Source organism: Salipaludibacillus neizhouensis (assembly GCF_002886185.1).
GTDB lineage: Bacteria > Bacillota > Bacilli > Bacillales > Salisediminibacteriaceae > Salipaludibacillus > Salipaludibacillus neizhouensis.
This window is the reverse complement of the sequence record NZ_KZ614146.1, coordinates 941161-955751: the sequence shown is the minus strand read 5'-3', so window position 1 is coordinate 955751 and position 14591 is coordinate 941161. Positions and strand designations below refer to the sequence as shown.

Annotated in this window: 14 protein-coding genes and 1 pseudogene; 3 read left to right on the top strand and 12 right to left on the bottom strand. The window is 36.0% G+C overall.

Features of this window, described 5'->3' with window-relative positions:
- Positions 1 to 73: 73 nt before the first annotated feature.
- The 4 genes from CEF18_RS04450 to CEF18_RS04435 form a co-directional block, all read right to left on the bottom strand.
- Complete coding sequence (locus tag CEF18_RS04450) at positions 74 to 1516, bottom strand: carbon starvation CstA family protein (protein WP_110935387.1); 1443 nt, start codon at positions 1514 to 1516, stop codon at positions 74 to 76.
- A 196-nt stretch (positions 1517 to 1712) separates the two neighbouring features.
- Positions 1713 to 2447, bottom strand: a complete 735-nt coding sequence (locus tag CEF18_RS04445) for a LytR/AlgR family response regulator transcription factor (RefSeq protein WP_110935386.1) — start codon at positions 2445 to 2447, stop codon at positions 1713 to 1715.
- Between the two features lie 6 nt (positions 2448 to 2453).
- Positions 2454 to 4193, bottom strand: coding sequence for a sensor histidine kinase (locus CEF18_RS04440; RefSeq protein ID WP_110935385.1), 1740 nt, complete (start codon positions 4191 to 4193; stop codon positions 2454 to 2456).
- A gap of 269 nt (positions 4194 to 4462) precedes the next feature.
- Entirely contained in the window at positions 4463 to 5167 is a 705-nt protein-coding gene (locus CEF18_RS04435; protein WP_110935384.1) for a class I SAM-dependent methyltransferase, read from the bottom strand.
- Positions 5168 to 5491: 324 nt separating this feature from the next.
- On the opposite strand from CEF18_RS04435, the gene CEF18_RS04430 reads away from it, so the two are divergent.
- Positions 5492 to 5803, top strand: a complete 312-nt coding sequence (locus CEF18_RS04430) for a DUF3892 domain-containing protein (RefSeq protein WP_110935383.1) — start codon at positions 5492 to 5494, stop codon at positions 5801 to 5803.
- A gap of 73 nt (positions 5804 to 5876) precedes the next feature.
- Here CEF18_RS04430 and CEF18_RS04425 read toward each other — a convergent pair whose 3' ends face one another.
- From CEF18_RS04425 to queD, 3 genes are all read right to left on the bottom strand, one after another.
- Entirely contained in the window at positions 5877 to 6083 is a 207-nt protein-coding gene (locus CEF18_RS04425; protein WP_110935382.1) for a hypothetical protein, read from the bottom strand.
- 307 nt (positions 6084 to 6390) lie between these two features.
- Complete coding sequence (gene queE, locus CEF18_RS04420; protein WP_110935381.1) at positions 6391 to 7119, bottom strand: 7-carboxy-7-deazaguanine synthase QueE; 729 nt, start codon at positions 7117 to 7119, stop codon at positions 6391 to 6393.
- Complete coding sequence (gene queD / locus CEF18_RS04415) at positions 7112 to 7594, bottom strand: 6-carboxytetrahydropterin synthase QueD (RefSeq protein ID WP_110935380.1); 483 nt, start codon at positions 7592 to 7594, stop codon at positions 7112 to 7114. The genes queE and queD overlap by 8 nt, the downstream gene beginning before the upstream one ends.
- A gap of 235 nt (positions 7595 to 7829) precedes the next feature.
- Here queD and CEF18_RS04410 point away from each other — a divergent pair, with 235 nt between their 5' ends.
- On the top strand, positions 7830 to 8066 hold the full coding sequence (locus CEF18_RS04410) for a DUF3953 domain-containing protein (protein WP_110935379.1): 237 nt from the start codon (positions 7830 to 7832) through the stop codon (positions 8064 to 8066).
- A gap of 60 nt (positions 8067 to 8126) precedes the next feature.
- Here CEF18_RS04410 and CEF18_RS04405 read toward each other — a convergent pair whose 3' ends face one another.
- The 3 genes and pseudogenes from CEF18_RS04405 to CEF18_RS04395 all read right to left on the bottom strand — a co-directional run bounded on the left by CEF18_RS04405 (position 8127) and on the right by CEF18_RS04395 (position 10768).
- Positions 8127 to 8780, bottom strand: a complete 654-nt coding sequence (locus CEF18_RS04405; protein ID WP_110935378.1) for a glycoside hydrolase domain-containing protein — start codon at positions 8778 to 8780, stop codon at positions 8127 to 8129.
- 76 nt (positions 8781 to 8856) lie between these two features.
- Positions 8857 to 9858: pseudogene (bioB, locus tag CEF18_RS04400) on the bottom strand (biotin synthase BioB).
- 235 nt (positions 9859 to 10093) lie between these two features.
- On the bottom strand, positions 10094 to 10768 hold the full coding sequence (locus CEF18_RS04395; protein ID WP_110935377.1) for a hypothetical protein: 675 nt from the start codon (positions 10766 to 10768) through the stop codon (positions 10094 to 10096).
- Between the two features lie 532 nt (positions 10769 to 11300).
- Here CEF18_RS04395 and CEF18_RS04390 point away from each other — a divergent pair.
- Positions 11301 to 11843 carry a flavodoxin domain-containing protein gene (locus tag CEF18_RS04390; protein WP_110935376.1) on the top strand — a complete coding sequence of 181 codons (543 nt, stop codon included), beginning with the start codon at positions 11301 to 11303 and terminating at the stop codon, positions 11841 to 11843.
- Between the two features lie 210 nt (positions 11844 to 12053).
- Here the strand turns inward: CEF18_RS04390 and CEF18_RS04385 are convergent, their stop codons facing one another.
- The gene (locus CEF18_RS04385) at positions 12054 to 13586 is read right to left on the bottom strand and encodes a PAS domain-containing sensor histidine kinase (RefSeq protein WP_110935375.1); all 1533 of its coding nucleotides are present in this window, start codon (positions 13584 to 13586) and stop codon (positions 12054 to 12056) included.
- A 232-nt stretch (positions 13587 to 13818) separates the two neighbouring features.
- Positions 13819 to 14340 (bottom strand): YfiT family bacillithiol transferase, encoded by a 522-nt coding sequence (locus tag CEF18_RS04380; protein WP_110935374.1) that lies wholly within the window; start codon positions 14338 to 14340, stop codon positions 13819 to 13821.
- Positions 14341 to 14591: the final 251 nt, after the last annotated feature.

Genomic DNA, 14591 nt, shown 5'->3' with positions numbered 1-14591 from the left:
ATTTAAAAAGCTGATTCTCACTTGTCAGTGAGAATCAGCTTTTTACAAGCAATACAATAGTATTTCTTTCTATTTAAGCTATCTTTGTTACGTCCTCATCAATTTTAAAGTTTTCAATCTCTCGATTAAGTTTCACTTTATAAGCAAACAAAGCTACTACAATCCCTGTACTTATCCCAGCTAACATGTAAGATGTTGTCATTGGGAGCCCGAAACCAATCGGTGCACTAAAGATAAATGTAAAGGAAACCATTGTCATGAAAATAGCAGGGATGGTTGCAACCCAGTGAAACTTCATTTGAATGGCTAAATACATTGCCCCTACAAATAATGCAATAGCACTTATCGCCGCATTCGTTACTCCAAAGTATCTCCATAAAAGAGTGAAGTCCATGTTTGTCAATGCGAAAGAGACAACGAATAGCGGTAATGCGATCCATAAACGGTTCATCATTTTTAATTGAGGGACTTTAATATAGTCGGCAATTATCATTCGAGCTGAACGGAATGCTGTGTCACCAGAAGTAATTGGAAGTACAATGACACCCAAAACAGCTAATGTTCCACCAACCGCACCTAGTAATGTAAATGCAACTTCACTGACAACAAGACCAGCTCCACCAGAAGCAATTAAATCACTTAAATCTGTACCGTAGAATATACTCATCGCAGCAGCTGCCCAGATCATTGCAATAATACCTTCAACAATCATCATGCCATAAAAGATTTTACGTCCATTTTTTTCTGACTCCATGGTCCTGGAGATAATCGGTGATTGTGTTGCATGAAATCCGGAAATAGCTCCACATGCAATAGTTATCATTAATAATGGAAAGATTGCTGCGCCACCAGGATGCATGTTCTCAAGCGTTATTTCAGGAATTGCCGCTCCGGTAAATAGTAACATTCCACCAATACCAATAGCACTGATTACTAATAATGCTCCTAGAATTGGATATACTCTGCCGATAATTTTATCGACTGGAAGAAGAGTTGCTAAAATATAGTAAGCAAAAATTACTCCGGTTATGACACCTAGTGCTACCCAACCATCCAATAGATTAAATAATAGTCCAGCAGGTGCAGTGACGAAGACGGTTCCTACCAACAACAGAAGAAGCACTGCAATTACATTGACGATATGCTTCATAGAATTGCCAAGGAACTTACCGGCAAGCTGTGGTAAATGCGCCCCATGGTTACGAATGGAAATCATCCCTGTCAGATAATCATGAACTGCGCCAGCAAAGATTGATCCAGCAACAATCCAGATAAAAGCTACTGGTCCGTAAAGAGCTCCCATGATCGGACCGAATATAGGTCCTACGCCAGCGATATTCAGTAACTGTATCATTGAGTTACGATTCGTTCCCATTGGAATATAATCCACCCCATCTTTTTGACTATATGCAGGGGTTTGTCTTGCCTCATTAACTCCAAAGATCCGCTCAATCAATTTTCCGTAAGTGAAATAACCAATAATTAAAATTGCAATACAAACTAAAAATGTAATCATGTTAAAAGCACCTCTTTCTTTTATATAGTCACGGTTGAACACGCTTTCATTTTATCACCATCAATAAACAAATGTGTCTGTTTTGTGACGAGATGTTAATAGAGGTACTTAACGTGTATGTTATTCGGTTTTACGTGTAGCAAAGATGACTAATTGAAGCCATCTTCCTGTTCTAAGGGTTTTAATGATTCATTACCTAGAGCTCCAATCTCTCACGTAAAGCTTTGACATAATTTCTGCTTACTGGTATTTCTTCAGTACTACCTTCTACTTTTACTTGATATGCTCCATTGAACCAAGGAATGAGTTCTTCAATTCTATCTATATTAACCAAATAACTTTTATGAGTTCGAAAAAATGGATGATTTTTCAATTTCATCTCTATATCTTTAAGCGGCATTTTCATGCTGTATTGTGAGTCTGTTGTTCGTATCATTGTCTCTCTTTCTTCACGAAATAAATACGTTATCTCGTTAGGGGACAAGTATACAATTTTCCCTTCGTCCTCTACCGCTAACCTTGCACTACTAACAACAATTTTTTCATTAGGCGTTTCCTTAACAATGAGCCGATCCTTTATTAGAAGCATTGTTTCCTCCAACTGTTCTTCGTCAAATGGTTTTAAAATATAATCCAGCGCCTGAACACGAAAAGCTTTTGCTGCATAATCGGGATATGCAGTAGCAAAAACAATGAGAGGTACTTTTTTCATACTTTTAAGTGAATGCGCCAGCTCCATTCCGGACATTTGTGGCATCTCAATATCAATAAACACCACATCCGGAGACTTTCTCATGATTACTCCCAAAGCCTTTTCTCCAGAATCTGCTTCCCCGATGATTTCCACTTCTTGATACTTTCCAAGTAAAAATAATATCTCATCGCGACTATATGGCTCATCATCCACGACAACAACACGAATACGTTTCATCCTTAATCACCTCTTTAAAGGAATAGAGAAGGATACTACTGTTCCTTTCCCTTGTTTACTTTCTATGTTGATTTTTCTCTTTTCACCATACATCATTTGCAATCTGCGGTTCACATTTGAGAGCCCTATACCTGCTCCTGTTTCAGACGATACTTTCTCGTTACCTAACTCGTTCAAACGATCTTCTGAAATTCCGCTCCCATTATCACGAATAGCTAAATGAACGACTTCTCTCAGTTCTTTAATTCGTATGATTATCAAACTAGCTTCTGTTGATTGCTTCACCCCGTGTTTAATTGCATTCTCAACAATAGGCTGTAATGTCATCGGTGGGATTTTAACATGTAATACCTCTTCATCGACATCGAATTCTATCGTTAACTTATCTGAAAAACGAGCTTCCTCTATTTGAAGATATGCTTTCACATGATTAAGCTCTTCTTCTAATGTAGCTTCTGTTGCTGTTGTCCCAGCTAAGTTCTGTCTAAAAAAATGAGAGAGAGAAATTAATAACTTTCTAGCTTTCATTGGATCAGTTCGAATTAACGCGACAATTGTATTTAAAGCATTGAATAAAAAGTGTGGACTTACTTGAGCCTGAAGAGCTTTAATTTCTGCCTGTTTTGCCAACTCCAAATGTCGGTCTACTTCAGATAACTCAAGCTGATGGCTTAGAATTGTAGATAGTCCCTTGCTTAATTCAATCGTCGTTTGTGTCATATCTTCTTCTGATTTAAAGTAAAATTTCAATGTCCCAATCGTTTTATCCTTTATTTTCAGAGGTGCGATAATAGCTGATCTCAATGGACACTTCTCGTGGCCACAAGAAATTTCTTCTTCGTTAGCAATAACTACCTCGCCGTCTCTTAACACTCGTTTCGTAGCGCCAGTTCTAACTTTATCATTTACTAAATGGTATTCATGACCTAGCCCTTCGAAAGCTAGCACCGTATCCTTATTGGTTAAAGAAACAGCATCTACTCTTGTTTCCTTTAAAAGAATGTCACACGTAGCTTGGGCTGATTGTTTATTAAGTCCTTTTCGTAAATATTTTAACGTGTAATCGGCTAATCGTAATGCTTTCTGCGCTTGTATTGATCCCATTTTTTCTTCCTCATAAAAAACGTTTCGGATAATTAAGATGAAAATAGCTGTTCCGATTCCGTTAGCAATGATCATCGGTACACCTATACTTTCAACGAGAAGCATCGCTTGATCAAATGGCCTGGCGACTAGTACGATAATAATCATTTGAACTGCTTCCGCAATCATTCCTACCCAGAATGCGGTCTGTAAAGAGATAATCCGCTTATTTTTATTTCTTTTGTAAAAATATGCGGCAATAGCTCCTGCAATCACAGTAGCTAGTCCACAAGCTAGGCCTGTGAAACCACCTAGAAAGAAACGGTGAGTACCGGCAATTAATCCAGCTCCTAAACCAATTTTCCACCCGCCGAGTAGACCGGCAACCACCACCCCAATTACTCTTGAATTAGCAATTGCTTCTCCTTCGTTCAGTTCAAGGGCCCACCTCGTATACGTTGCATGCTCAGCGTTGACCGTTAAACCCGAATATGTACCAATTATTCCAAATATGCCAAACATAACGATGACACTAACCTTATGTTGTGGTGTAATCTTTCGTTTATCAATTAGATGCCGAATGAATTTAAAGCGAGTCATTATGAAAGCGACTGCGACAATGATGCCCAACCTTTCCAGCATGGCTAACAACAATTCCCACATGTCAATCACTCCTAAGGAATCTTTTTATCGTATTTATGAAAACAGATTGGTTCCTGAATGCGGAGGCTGTATTTCCGGTGAATCCGCACCTTTTCGCTACTTAAACTTTTTTAAAAACAAGAAAGTTTTCGAAAATAGTCTATTATCTTAGCAATTGTTTCTTAGAGTATAGCATTACTTTTTAAAAAACTGCATAGCCGTCTTTTATTAAATACTTACCTTATAAAAAATGACGTCCCTCCATTCAAACAAGGAACGTCACTGCTGCATTATTTAGTTATTTTCAAAAAGTGAGTTGCTGAAGGTAAAAATCGGAAGGCGGTTTCTATCATTTCAACACTCGCACCATTTTTTTCTACTTCTTGTATTAACTCCTTTAAGTGAGAATAAACTTCATCATTAAATCCAACTAAGGGATAAATATAAATGGATCCGTCTCTTTGGGTCACCCTTATTAATTCTTTCATCGCTTTCAAATGAAATGTGTAATCAAATTGTGCTTCATATAAAAATAAAAAATGATTACAAAACACAGATGAAAATACATCCTTTTCAAAAGGTAACCGAGGCAAATTAGCTGGAACATACATTGTTTTACTATTATCATTTTTGTAACTAGCTATAAATTGAAATAACGATTTCTTACGTATTTGTTCATGATTCTCTAAGTCTTGATAATAATCCCATACAAAAAGATTCTCATTTTTAGATAGCTTTTGGGAAGCTATTCTCATTTCTTCTTCCCCTAGAATATAAATTTCTTCTGTGGATAATCTGTACAATGGATCTGCTGCAATCGCATTACAGCCTCTTTGATTTAATTCCGAAGTAAATGACGAAGCACCTGCAGCAATATCTAGAATAGACTTCTTCGCCAGCGATGCAACGTCCAACTCAAACATTTCTTCATACTCTTTAAATGAACGACATGTCATCGCCACTCCTGATTGAGCATACAATTCTTTCTTATTCATTGTTTCATCTCTCCTCATCTCATCTAAACTTAACTCAGCTAAAACTAATAGTTAACCTAGCACCTAACGTAATTATAATGGAAATATAACGTTTTTAAAATAAAACATTTCCTACAGTTTGTTGTTTATATGAGAATAGGTTTGTTGCTCTAATATGCTTCATCTGTGCTTTCCAAGGGAAACGTCTTTAGGCTTTCCCCATGATTTAACAATCATAGTAAATAAACAGCTTTTTATAATCCTTCTATATACTCTTTCCGAAAAGTGAATGTACATATTTTTTATAGTAAAAAAAGATACTATCTCATAAGGAGGTTTGATACCATGGATTCAAAAAATTTCGAAGACATTTACAATCAATACAAAACGCAGGGAGCTAACAATACAAACGACTATCCTGAGAATGTTAATTCCACTCAGGAACAGATCGTCGCCGTAAGAAAAAATGAGGATGATGATATCATTGCATTCAAAACAGAGTCTGGCAAGGAGTTAGACTACGTGAGTGCTTTAGAGGAAGCTAAATCAGGCAATCTTGCTCATATAGATGTATTCCATCGCTACGGTAGAGATATTATTCGAAGTGAGCCGGATGGTTCTAAAGATAATAATCTCGATAATTTACCCAGTTTTTAATCTCCATACAAAAAAGCATTCACTGGCTTAATTTGTGAATGCTTTTTACATATAATGAATGATTAAATGAAAATTACTTAGCTATAAATGTTTTACAATTCGGACATAAAGCCTTGGAATAATTATCTGGTATCGTAAAGTCACATTCACTGCAATTGTTTTGTGATAGGACAGAATCATCTGCACTCTTTGAACGGTTTCCCTTGATCGACTTGGTAATTACGAATAATAATATCACTAGAACGGCAATCCCCAAAATAACTGCTAAAACGGGTGACATACTACCATCTCCTAATTATTATTTTAAATCAAGTCTGACTGCAGTTACTTTTCTACATTCCATGTTGGATGAGATCAATACATTGCTACATCTAGATGCTTATTTAACAATTACCCCCTTCCTTTCTTTTATAAACAGATTTTCTTACATTCGGATTCCGAACAAGATATTTATGAATGACCGTATTATTAATATATATGACCATATTTTTCTTCTATGTATATGAAGAAAAAGACTTATAAGAAAACTTTATCGCTCGCCTTACCTCTAGTTCACGTCAACTACTATTTGAAATCCAACAAAAACATTAAACTCCTCTTTTATTGCCCCAAACCAGTGTATGTAATTGCGGTAAAACTCTTGCTTCATTTAGTTCCTTATCAGATACAACTTTATCAATTAGATCTTCGTAATGATGGAGTAGTACTTCCGTTAATTTTGTTGTATTTTCAGTTGAAACATCTTCGTTGCCTACTTGTAAATAAAGTGGTAATAAGGGATACCTTTTCGTGATACCTTTAGCGTAGAGAAGATCTTCGTCATTAAATATAACTACTTTCAAACTTGTATTTGGGAATCTGTTAGAATCCTTGAGTTGTTTTATAATGTGATCTAATACAGTATAATCTGTCTTCATTTCTGAACTTGGCGGCTTTGGGGAAATTGTCAGGTCATCAATGTGCAAAAACCAATCCTGCCACCTGCTTCCTTGTGTTTCTAAAGCAATGGATATATTGTTTTCTTTTAGCAGATGGATAACTTTATCAAGATGCCTCAATAAAGCTGGATTACCTCCTGAAATCGTTACGTGAGAAAAGCGGTCATTACCTGTTTCCTTTAACTTCAGCCAAATTTCCTCGGCTGACATTTGAACAATGTCATTTTTTGCAGAACCATCCCAAGTAAACGCTGAGTCACACCATACACAGGAATAGTCACAGCCAGCAGTTCGAATAAACATCGTTTTCTTTCCAATGACCATTCCTTCGCCTTGAATAGTAGGTCCGAAAATTTCTAACACAGGAATCTTACTCATTTTCCATCCACTCCCGTCTTGCTTCTGCATAACTCGTAGGAGTTTCGAACAACCGAACAAATTCTAGTCTACCGCCTTCATATTTTTTCTTATTCTCCGGCTTTAACAGTGATTCAGCCATTTTTTCATATATCCAAACCACCATATTTTCTGCTGTTGTATTCATTGCAGGAAGTGTTTCATTCAAATAGCGATGATCTAAATGAATTTCAATTTCCTTTTTCCATATATCTTTAATATCGCCAAAATCCATCATTAAACCTGTCTCATCAACAAATCCGCTAATTCCAAAAATCGCTGTATATGTGTGACCGTGTAAATTCTTACATTTCCCCTCATAACAGTGCAAGTGGTGCGCAGCATCGAAAGTGAATTCTTTACTAACCAACACCCTTTTTGAATGGTATTTTAGTTGATCTCTTCGGATATCTTCATCTATTTTTTCTAGTTTATCTACAATTTTAAATCCATACATCCTTTTAAAACTCCTATTCTTTCCTTATAATATTTAAAATAAATACAAGTTAATTCATTAAGTACTGCAAATAGCTCTATTCTAACAAACTACAGTATTTAAGCTATAATATCAAAGGAATCGACATGTTTAAATATAATTTATTTCCAGCTAAAATATGGAAGTCACTGAATTAACTACTACGTTATGTTAATCTGATAGTAAAGACTATGAATAACTTATGGAAGGTGAGATCATGTTTTTAAAACTATATGCTGCTGTTTCTGCAATCATTGTACTTTGTTTAGGAAGTTATAGCCTTATATCACAAAATTTTCATTTAATGCCTCTTTTATTGTTTTTCTTAGGGATTACTTTATTGTTATCGGGATTAGGTGAACTTAGAAAGAAGCGTTATTACTGGGGATATATAAATATTGGCATTTCTCTATTTGTATTTTTTGTTTCCATAGAATCATTCATAACTAATTAAAGGAGCATGCTTATAAATATTAAGACGCTCCTCCACATGAATATTTTTTTACACAAATGATCAAGACAAACTATTGAAAAGCTGAGCTTCCATAAGAACAGTGTCTATTGGGCATATCTCAGCATCTCGCCCATATTGCCAAGCCCATACATTGCCGCCACATGTTGGACTTTCAGGGTTATACGCCGGGATATCCCTTTTCCTAGTAACACCTGGTTCAGGTTCTGCACTCCATAAAACCGTTTGATTCCTGACATTTTCATTTTGTTCCTGTGCTTGACAGAATGCTTCGTTAAAATCTCCTTCTACCGGGTCGTTATAATACCCTGGCCGGAAACTACTTTCATCAAATGCATCTGCCCATCCCATTAACCAGTCAGCATCGATGTTGAAAAAATTCTCTACATTCGCGAAAATAAACGTATCATTATTTATTCCTAATCGTTGAGCATTAAAGATAGCATTTCGTGCCGCTACTCTTCCTGTTGAGTACCCTATAGCTTCTTGAAAATTATTGTATATTGGAAGTAACTTAATCCCCTTATTTCGCATAAACGTGATTTCTTCTTTGCTTAATCCTTCATTCACATTTGGAACTGTCGTAAGGTACCTTCCCCAAAAATCAGGTTGACCAAAGTTAGTGACCACACAATTAAGCAATGTTTGATCAGCAATTGCTGCAGAATCCACACCCCAAAATAAACTTCTCCTCATATACCCACCTCCTCCCAAAATTATATGAAAGGAACATCTTGAAGGTGAACGTAAGAGATCTTTTACTGGTTATGAATTAAGAAAACATGCTTTCTTTCATTTCTTTTACCGACTCTACTTCAAATCCTAAATCTTCTAACATTTTATGGTCTTCCGTTTCTTCTTGACCATCTGTTGTTAAATAGTCTCCGACAAAAATAGAATTCGCTGCGTATAATCCTAAAGGTTGTAAGGAACGAAGATTGACCTCTCGCCCCCCGGCAATTCTAATTTCCTTAGTCGGATTAATGAAACGAAATAAAGCCAGTACTTTTAAACAATACATTGGATTAAGCTCGTTTACACCTTCTAGCAGGGTTCAATCAATCGCATGTAAAAAGTTAATTGGGATTGAATCTGCATCAAGTGTCTTTAAACTAGTTGCCATATCTACTACATCTTGTTTTTCTTCCTTCATTCCTATTATCACACCTGAGCATGGAGACATACCTGATTCTTTAGCAATAGTAATTGTATTGACTCGGTTATCATAAGTATGAGAAGTCGTAATATTAGAGTGATGGCTCGCTGACGTATTTATATTATGATTGTATCGATCTACGCCGGCTTCTTTGAGGCGCTTTGCTTGCTCGGGCTTTAATAGACCTAAACAGGCACATATTTTCAACCCATATGTATTTTTTATTTCTTTTACCGCTTCCACTACTTGATCGACTTCCTTATTTGAGGGACCTCTGCCACTAGCAACAATACAGTATGTGCCTATATTCAGCTTATGTGCCTGCTTTGCCCCTTCAACAAGCAATTTTTTGTCTCTCATTCTATAGCTTTCAATTGGTGATTCTGCAATAGAGGATTGAGAACAATACCCACAATTTTCTGGGCATAAGCCCGATTTTGCATTCATAATCATATTAAGCTTTACTTTCTTGCCATAATATTTTTTTCTAATTTGAAAGCTATCATGCATGAGTAAGAGGATATCTTCATCTGGACACTCTAAAATTGAAAGTGCTTCTGAATTCATTATCTCTCCATCATTTAATACATGCTGTGCTAGTTCCTTCCATTTTTCCATTTAGTTACCCCCGATATGTGTGCATATTATCAATCCTTTAAAGTTTAATAGACTGATATCGATATTAACAATAAAGCAACTCTATTGTTAACCGATATAAAATACAGGTTAACAATATGAATATATGTTTTTTGCGCTAATTTGTCAATGCTCAATAAATGCTCCCTGGCTTTTCAAGCAAACAATCGGAAAATAGACTTCCTCAGGAAAAGCCTATATTATTTTACATCCTATTCTATCTCAGATCCCATGTTTCTAATTCTTCTTTCTCTGATGAAATCAGCAATTCCATTGTAATCACTTTCCCCTGAGACTCGGCCCATTCTTCAAATTCTTCACGGTTTTCATAACCAGATTGCATCTCTCCTGTACCCTCTATCACCCCGATTCCATAGATAACAGGTTCTGCATCTTTCACAGCTACACTATCTTGCCGCGTCCACATTTCTAAATCTCCTTCATTGCGCAAGTCTACCCCACTTCTTAGACTCCCGTCGGTGACTTTAATGACTTGAGTCCAATAATATCCGTCATCATTTTCTTCCAGGTTGTTCATTCCACCAGTTGCAAAATCGACATAGTCCCCTTCGAATAGAAAATCATCATCGAATATAAGTGCCCCCGACGGATATTGAGCTACATGCTCACCTTCCTCGTATATGTTAATCAAAGAGGTGACAGTTCTTATCTCGTCGGGAAATGCCACATTCACTCGAGCGTGAAAAGATGCATCAAATGCTGCATCAAAAATGCTAGATTCTATTTCTTGATGATCCACTAAAAAACCGAACTCTTCTCCATCTAAAGTTTGAAGTATTTTTTCTGAGTTATCTAAAAGCATAGATAAACCTATCCCAATAAAAAGACAAACTATAAAAATAACTGCTGTAAAAACCTTTAAATCTTTCATTTCGTATCCCCCTTTAAATGTATGTTCAGAAGTTATGTATCCTTGAGTGATATTGTATCTTCACCTATGACTTATTACAGTATCATCTTGTTTCCACCTGTAACTATAAATCACCAATAGTTAACCGAGTGTAAACTAATAAGCTATGGAGTCTAATGACCTTAAAGCCCGAACCTCGACCAATTAAAAATTTACCAAGTTCTCCAGCAATCTGATCCAAGCATGATACACAGAAAAAAACACTAAAATGAAAACTAAAGTTAATGCGATAAGAAATATCCATTTATTTTTACTCATGGAAATCATACTCTCTCATCCTCTCTCCTTGAAAAGTTTCATTTATTTTTTTATCACCTAGTTTGTATCTGAGACTCTGCTGAGAAAGATAGCTTCATGAAGATATAGTCTCTATTCTGAGTTTTATTCGTTTAAAATTTCTTGATACCTTCTTTTTCAGTAACGATATTAGTATAAATTAACCTGTTTTAGCTAATAATTCAATTGTATTAATTTCACAAAGGAGGCCTTTATTTTGAAGGTATATGTCTTACATGCAAGTATGAACGGTCATACTAAGGATTTTGCAACTGCACTTGCAGATGGCGCAAAACAAGTTGAAAACACGGAAGTTTTTCTACAAGCAGTCGAGGAAACGGACCCTGATGATTTAAAAGATGCAGGAGCTATTATGTGGGGATCTTCAGGTTACTTTGGCGAGCCCAACTTGAAAATGGCAACTTTTCTTTCAAAACTAGGCCAGTTATGGTTTACTGGTGGACTCCAGGGAAAGGTTGGCGGTGTATTTGGAACAACTTCCACTCAGCATGGTGGTGTGGAAAACATTTGTCGTGCCCTTCAAACGCCAATGCAACATCACGGAATGATTTTTGTATCAAACACCGGTCCATTAGACGAGAATAGAATAAAATACGGCACGCCCTATGGTGCAACAGCAGTTATTCCTGTCGAGTCTTCACAAGATTCACCAATGAACAAAGCAAGTGATCCTGAAATGCAACTAGGAAAAGACTATGGAAAACGAGTTGCAGAAGCTGCTTTAAAATTATCAAAATAGATTCGAAAGAAGCTGAGTTCCGTTCAGCTTCTTTTTCTATTAATTTAATTTTTTATGCGCAAGAAATTACTAAAAAAGAGTGTTTCTTTGAGGAGCACACAATACCGTTTCATTGAAGAGAACGGGGCGTTGCCAAAGACAGTGTCCGATTCTAGCGGTACGAGTTCTGCAATGTTCTAATTTGACCGCCTGGAAAAATTTACTCATTTCTTATATTGATGGTAGTTTTACGGTAAACGTTGTACCTTCATTCAATTTGCTCTGAACACTGATCTCTCCATCATGATTAGAAATAATCGTATAAGAGACCATTAGACCAAGTCCTGTGCCTGTTTCTTTTGTGGTATAAAATGGTTCTCCTAAACGACTTACCTGTTGATCAGTCATTCCTGCTCCTTCATCTTGAATTGAAATGTGAACGCGTCCACTTCTATTCGCTAAAATAATCGTAATGGTTCCCCCATTTATCATTACTTCAATGGCATTTTTTATAAGATTAATGAAAACCTGTTTCAACTGTGTTATTTCGCCTCGAACTGAAGTATTCTCTGTTGTTACTCTCATATCAATCAAAATAGATTGTTTATATAGTTCCGTGTCTAATAAGGCTAAAACATCCTTTAAAAGAGTTTGTAAATCCAGCGACGTAAAATTAATATTTCCAGGTTTAGCAAGTGTAAGAAACTCACTCGAAATGATATCAATTCTTTCTAATTCCGTTTCCATAATATTTATGAATGTTTGATTTGGAACCGTTCCAGCGCGAAAGAGTTGCACAAAGCCTTTCAGAGATGTTAAAGGATTTCTAATTTCATGCGCGATCCCCGCTGCTATTTCACCTATCACATTCATTTTTTCTGCCTGTATCATTATATGCTCTGCATGTTTTTGTTCGGTGACATCTTGAATAATAAGTTGAGTAGCTGATCGTTCTCGAAAGGTAAAAGGCATTGAAATGATTTCTGTGTGCAATTCTTTTCCTTCTATAGTTTTCCAATATATATTTGTTCTAGTAGGAGCTTCATCTTTTGTGGTAATCTTCTTGTATTCATTATGAATGATAGGATCAAGCAAATCGTAAATGTTTACACCAAGAAGATTCTCTTTGGATTTAGCCCCAAATAACTTAAGCGCGGCTTCGTTTGCATATACCCATTTATCATCTTGTATTATAGCAATACCATTTGGTGAAGACTCAACTAACCTTTTATATTGTTCTTTTGTATTATGTATTATTTTTTCCGCTTTTTTCCTATCACTAATATTTCTACATACGGTTAGAAAATATATCTCACCTTTTTCATCAAAGGTATCCGTCATAATTTCTACAGGTATCAGGCTACCATCCTTACAAACATGTGTGGTTTCAAAAGTAAAAGTCCTATTGGTATAAACATCTTCAAGAATTTTATATATTTCTTCCTCCGCATGAATATCAATGTCTGCAGGAGACATTCCCAACATTTCTTCACGAGTGTACCCTAACCTGCGATGAGCAACTTCATTTATCTTAATAAATTTTCCAGCTGAAATATTATTTTCGGATATTTTAAAATAATATATCGCATCCGAGCTTATGTTAAATAACTGTTCAAATCTTTTTTCACTCTCACTAAGGTGCAAACTGACTTCATGGTAAGTTTGGAGTTTTCGAGTTAACGCTTCATTTTCACGTTTCACTCTATCTATTTCGTCCTGTAGTTCTTTTATTTCAAGAAAATACTCTTGTTTAAGATTAGACAAATTTTCATCCTCCTAAGATCCTAGATCAGTAAAAATTCCAAATCCTCTATCATAATTATTTATAGTAGCGCTATTTAACTTTATCATTAAAAGGGATGATCGAGAGGAAAAAGCAATATTAGAAAGATGCGCACAGCTAATTACAATTTTATGGTTTTTACTACCGAATTTTATTCACAGAGACTTGGTAATTAACGCATCTTTAAATGGCGAAGTGTATAAATCTATTTCTCTAGTACCATCCATTGCGTTCTCGAAGGGTTGTTATATGTGAAATATGATGCCTACCGTGCCATGAGTAGTTTCCAATATTTATTCCTAATTTCATTTCACCAGATTCGGGATGATAGAAAGTTTTTTCTAAATCGCTAGGTTCTAGTGATTGTAATAATGTCACCCACCTTTGGTGCAAAGCGAAAAGAAGGGTTAATGAGACATCTATAGGCATCTCTGAATCTGGTAGTTCTGCCCACTTAGCTTCCTCGTAAGGCATAATTGTAGGTTTATTTTCAGTAAGTGCTAATTTAACTCGCATATAAGCATTGATATGACTATCTGCCATATGGTGAACTACTTGACGAATGGTCCAACCCCCTTGACGATACGGTGTATCCAATTGCTGATCATTAAGTCCATCTACCGCTTCTCTTAATTTAACTGGTACCATATCAATCTCACTTATCCATGTCTGAACAACTTCCATTGTCACGTCATCCCTGAATTCGAATTCTCCAATTGGGTATCTTAAGTCCATAAATATCTCTCCTTAATCTCGGCACTAGTTTCTTACGTTTTAATAAACTTCTCTATTAACGAAGGTTTTTCCTGTCATTATATTGAAATTATAATAAAATTCTTCCAAACATCCCATCAGACAACTTGAATCATAGTTACGCTCGTTCCTGTGGCAGCCTCAGTCGTTACTTTCCCGCCAGAATCCCTGCCTTTAACTTCATCAAGCTTTATTTAAAATCCTATCGATTTACAAAAAATCTGCGACTTTTA

Excerpts from the sequence above, each read along its gene's own strand:
- queD (WP_110935380.1), bottom strand. The coding sequence starts at position 7,594 with ATGTATGGATTTAAAATTGTAGATAAACTAGAAAAAATAGATGAAGAT.
- CEF18_RS04445 (WP_110935386.1), bottom strand. The coding sequence starts at position 2,447 with ATGAAACGTATTCGTGTTGTTGTCGTGGATGATGAGCCATATAGTCGC.
- CEF18_RS04425 (WP_110935382.1), bottom strand. The coding sequence starts at position 6,083 with ATGTCACCCGTTTTAGCAGTTATTTTGGGGATTGCCGTTCTAGTGATA.
- CEF18_RS04410 (WP_110935379.1), top strand. The coding sequence starts at position 7,830 with ATGTTTTTAAAACTATATGCTGCTGTTTCTGCAATCATTGTACTTTGT.
- CEF18_RS04395 (WP_110935377.1), bottom strand. The coding sequence starts at position 10,768 with ATGAAAGATTTAAAGGTTTTTACAGCAGTTATTTTTATAGTTTGTCTT.
- CEF18_RS04440 (WP_110935385.1), bottom strand. The coding sequence starts at position 4,193 with ATGTGGGAATTGTTGTTAGCCATGCTGGAAAGGTTGGGCATCATTGTC.
- CEF18_RS04435 (WP_110935384.1), bottom strand. The coding sequence starts at position 5,167 with ATGAATAAGAAAGAATTGTATGCTCAATCAGGAGTGGCGATGACATGT.
- CEF18_RS04380 (WP_110935374.1), bottom strand. The coding sequence starts at position 14,340 with ATGGACTTAAGATACCCAATTGGAGAATTCGAATTCAGGGATGACGTG.
- CEF18_RS04450 (WP_110935387.1), bottom strand. The coding sequence starts at position 1,516 with ATGATTACATTTTTAGTTTGTATTGCAATTTTAATTATTGGTTATTTC.
- CEF18_RS04430 (WP_110935383.1), top strand. The coding sequence starts at position 5,492 with ATGGATTCAAAAAATTTCGAAGACATTTACAATCAATACAAAACGCAG.
- queE (WP_110935381.1), bottom strand. The coding sequence starts at position 7,119 with ATGAGTAAGATTCCTGTGTTAGAAATTTTCGGACCTACTATTCAAGGC.
- CEF18_RS04405 (WP_110935378.1), bottom strand. The coding sequence starts at position 8,780 with ATGAGGAGAAGTTTATTTTGGGGTGTGGATTCTGCAGCAATTGCTGAT.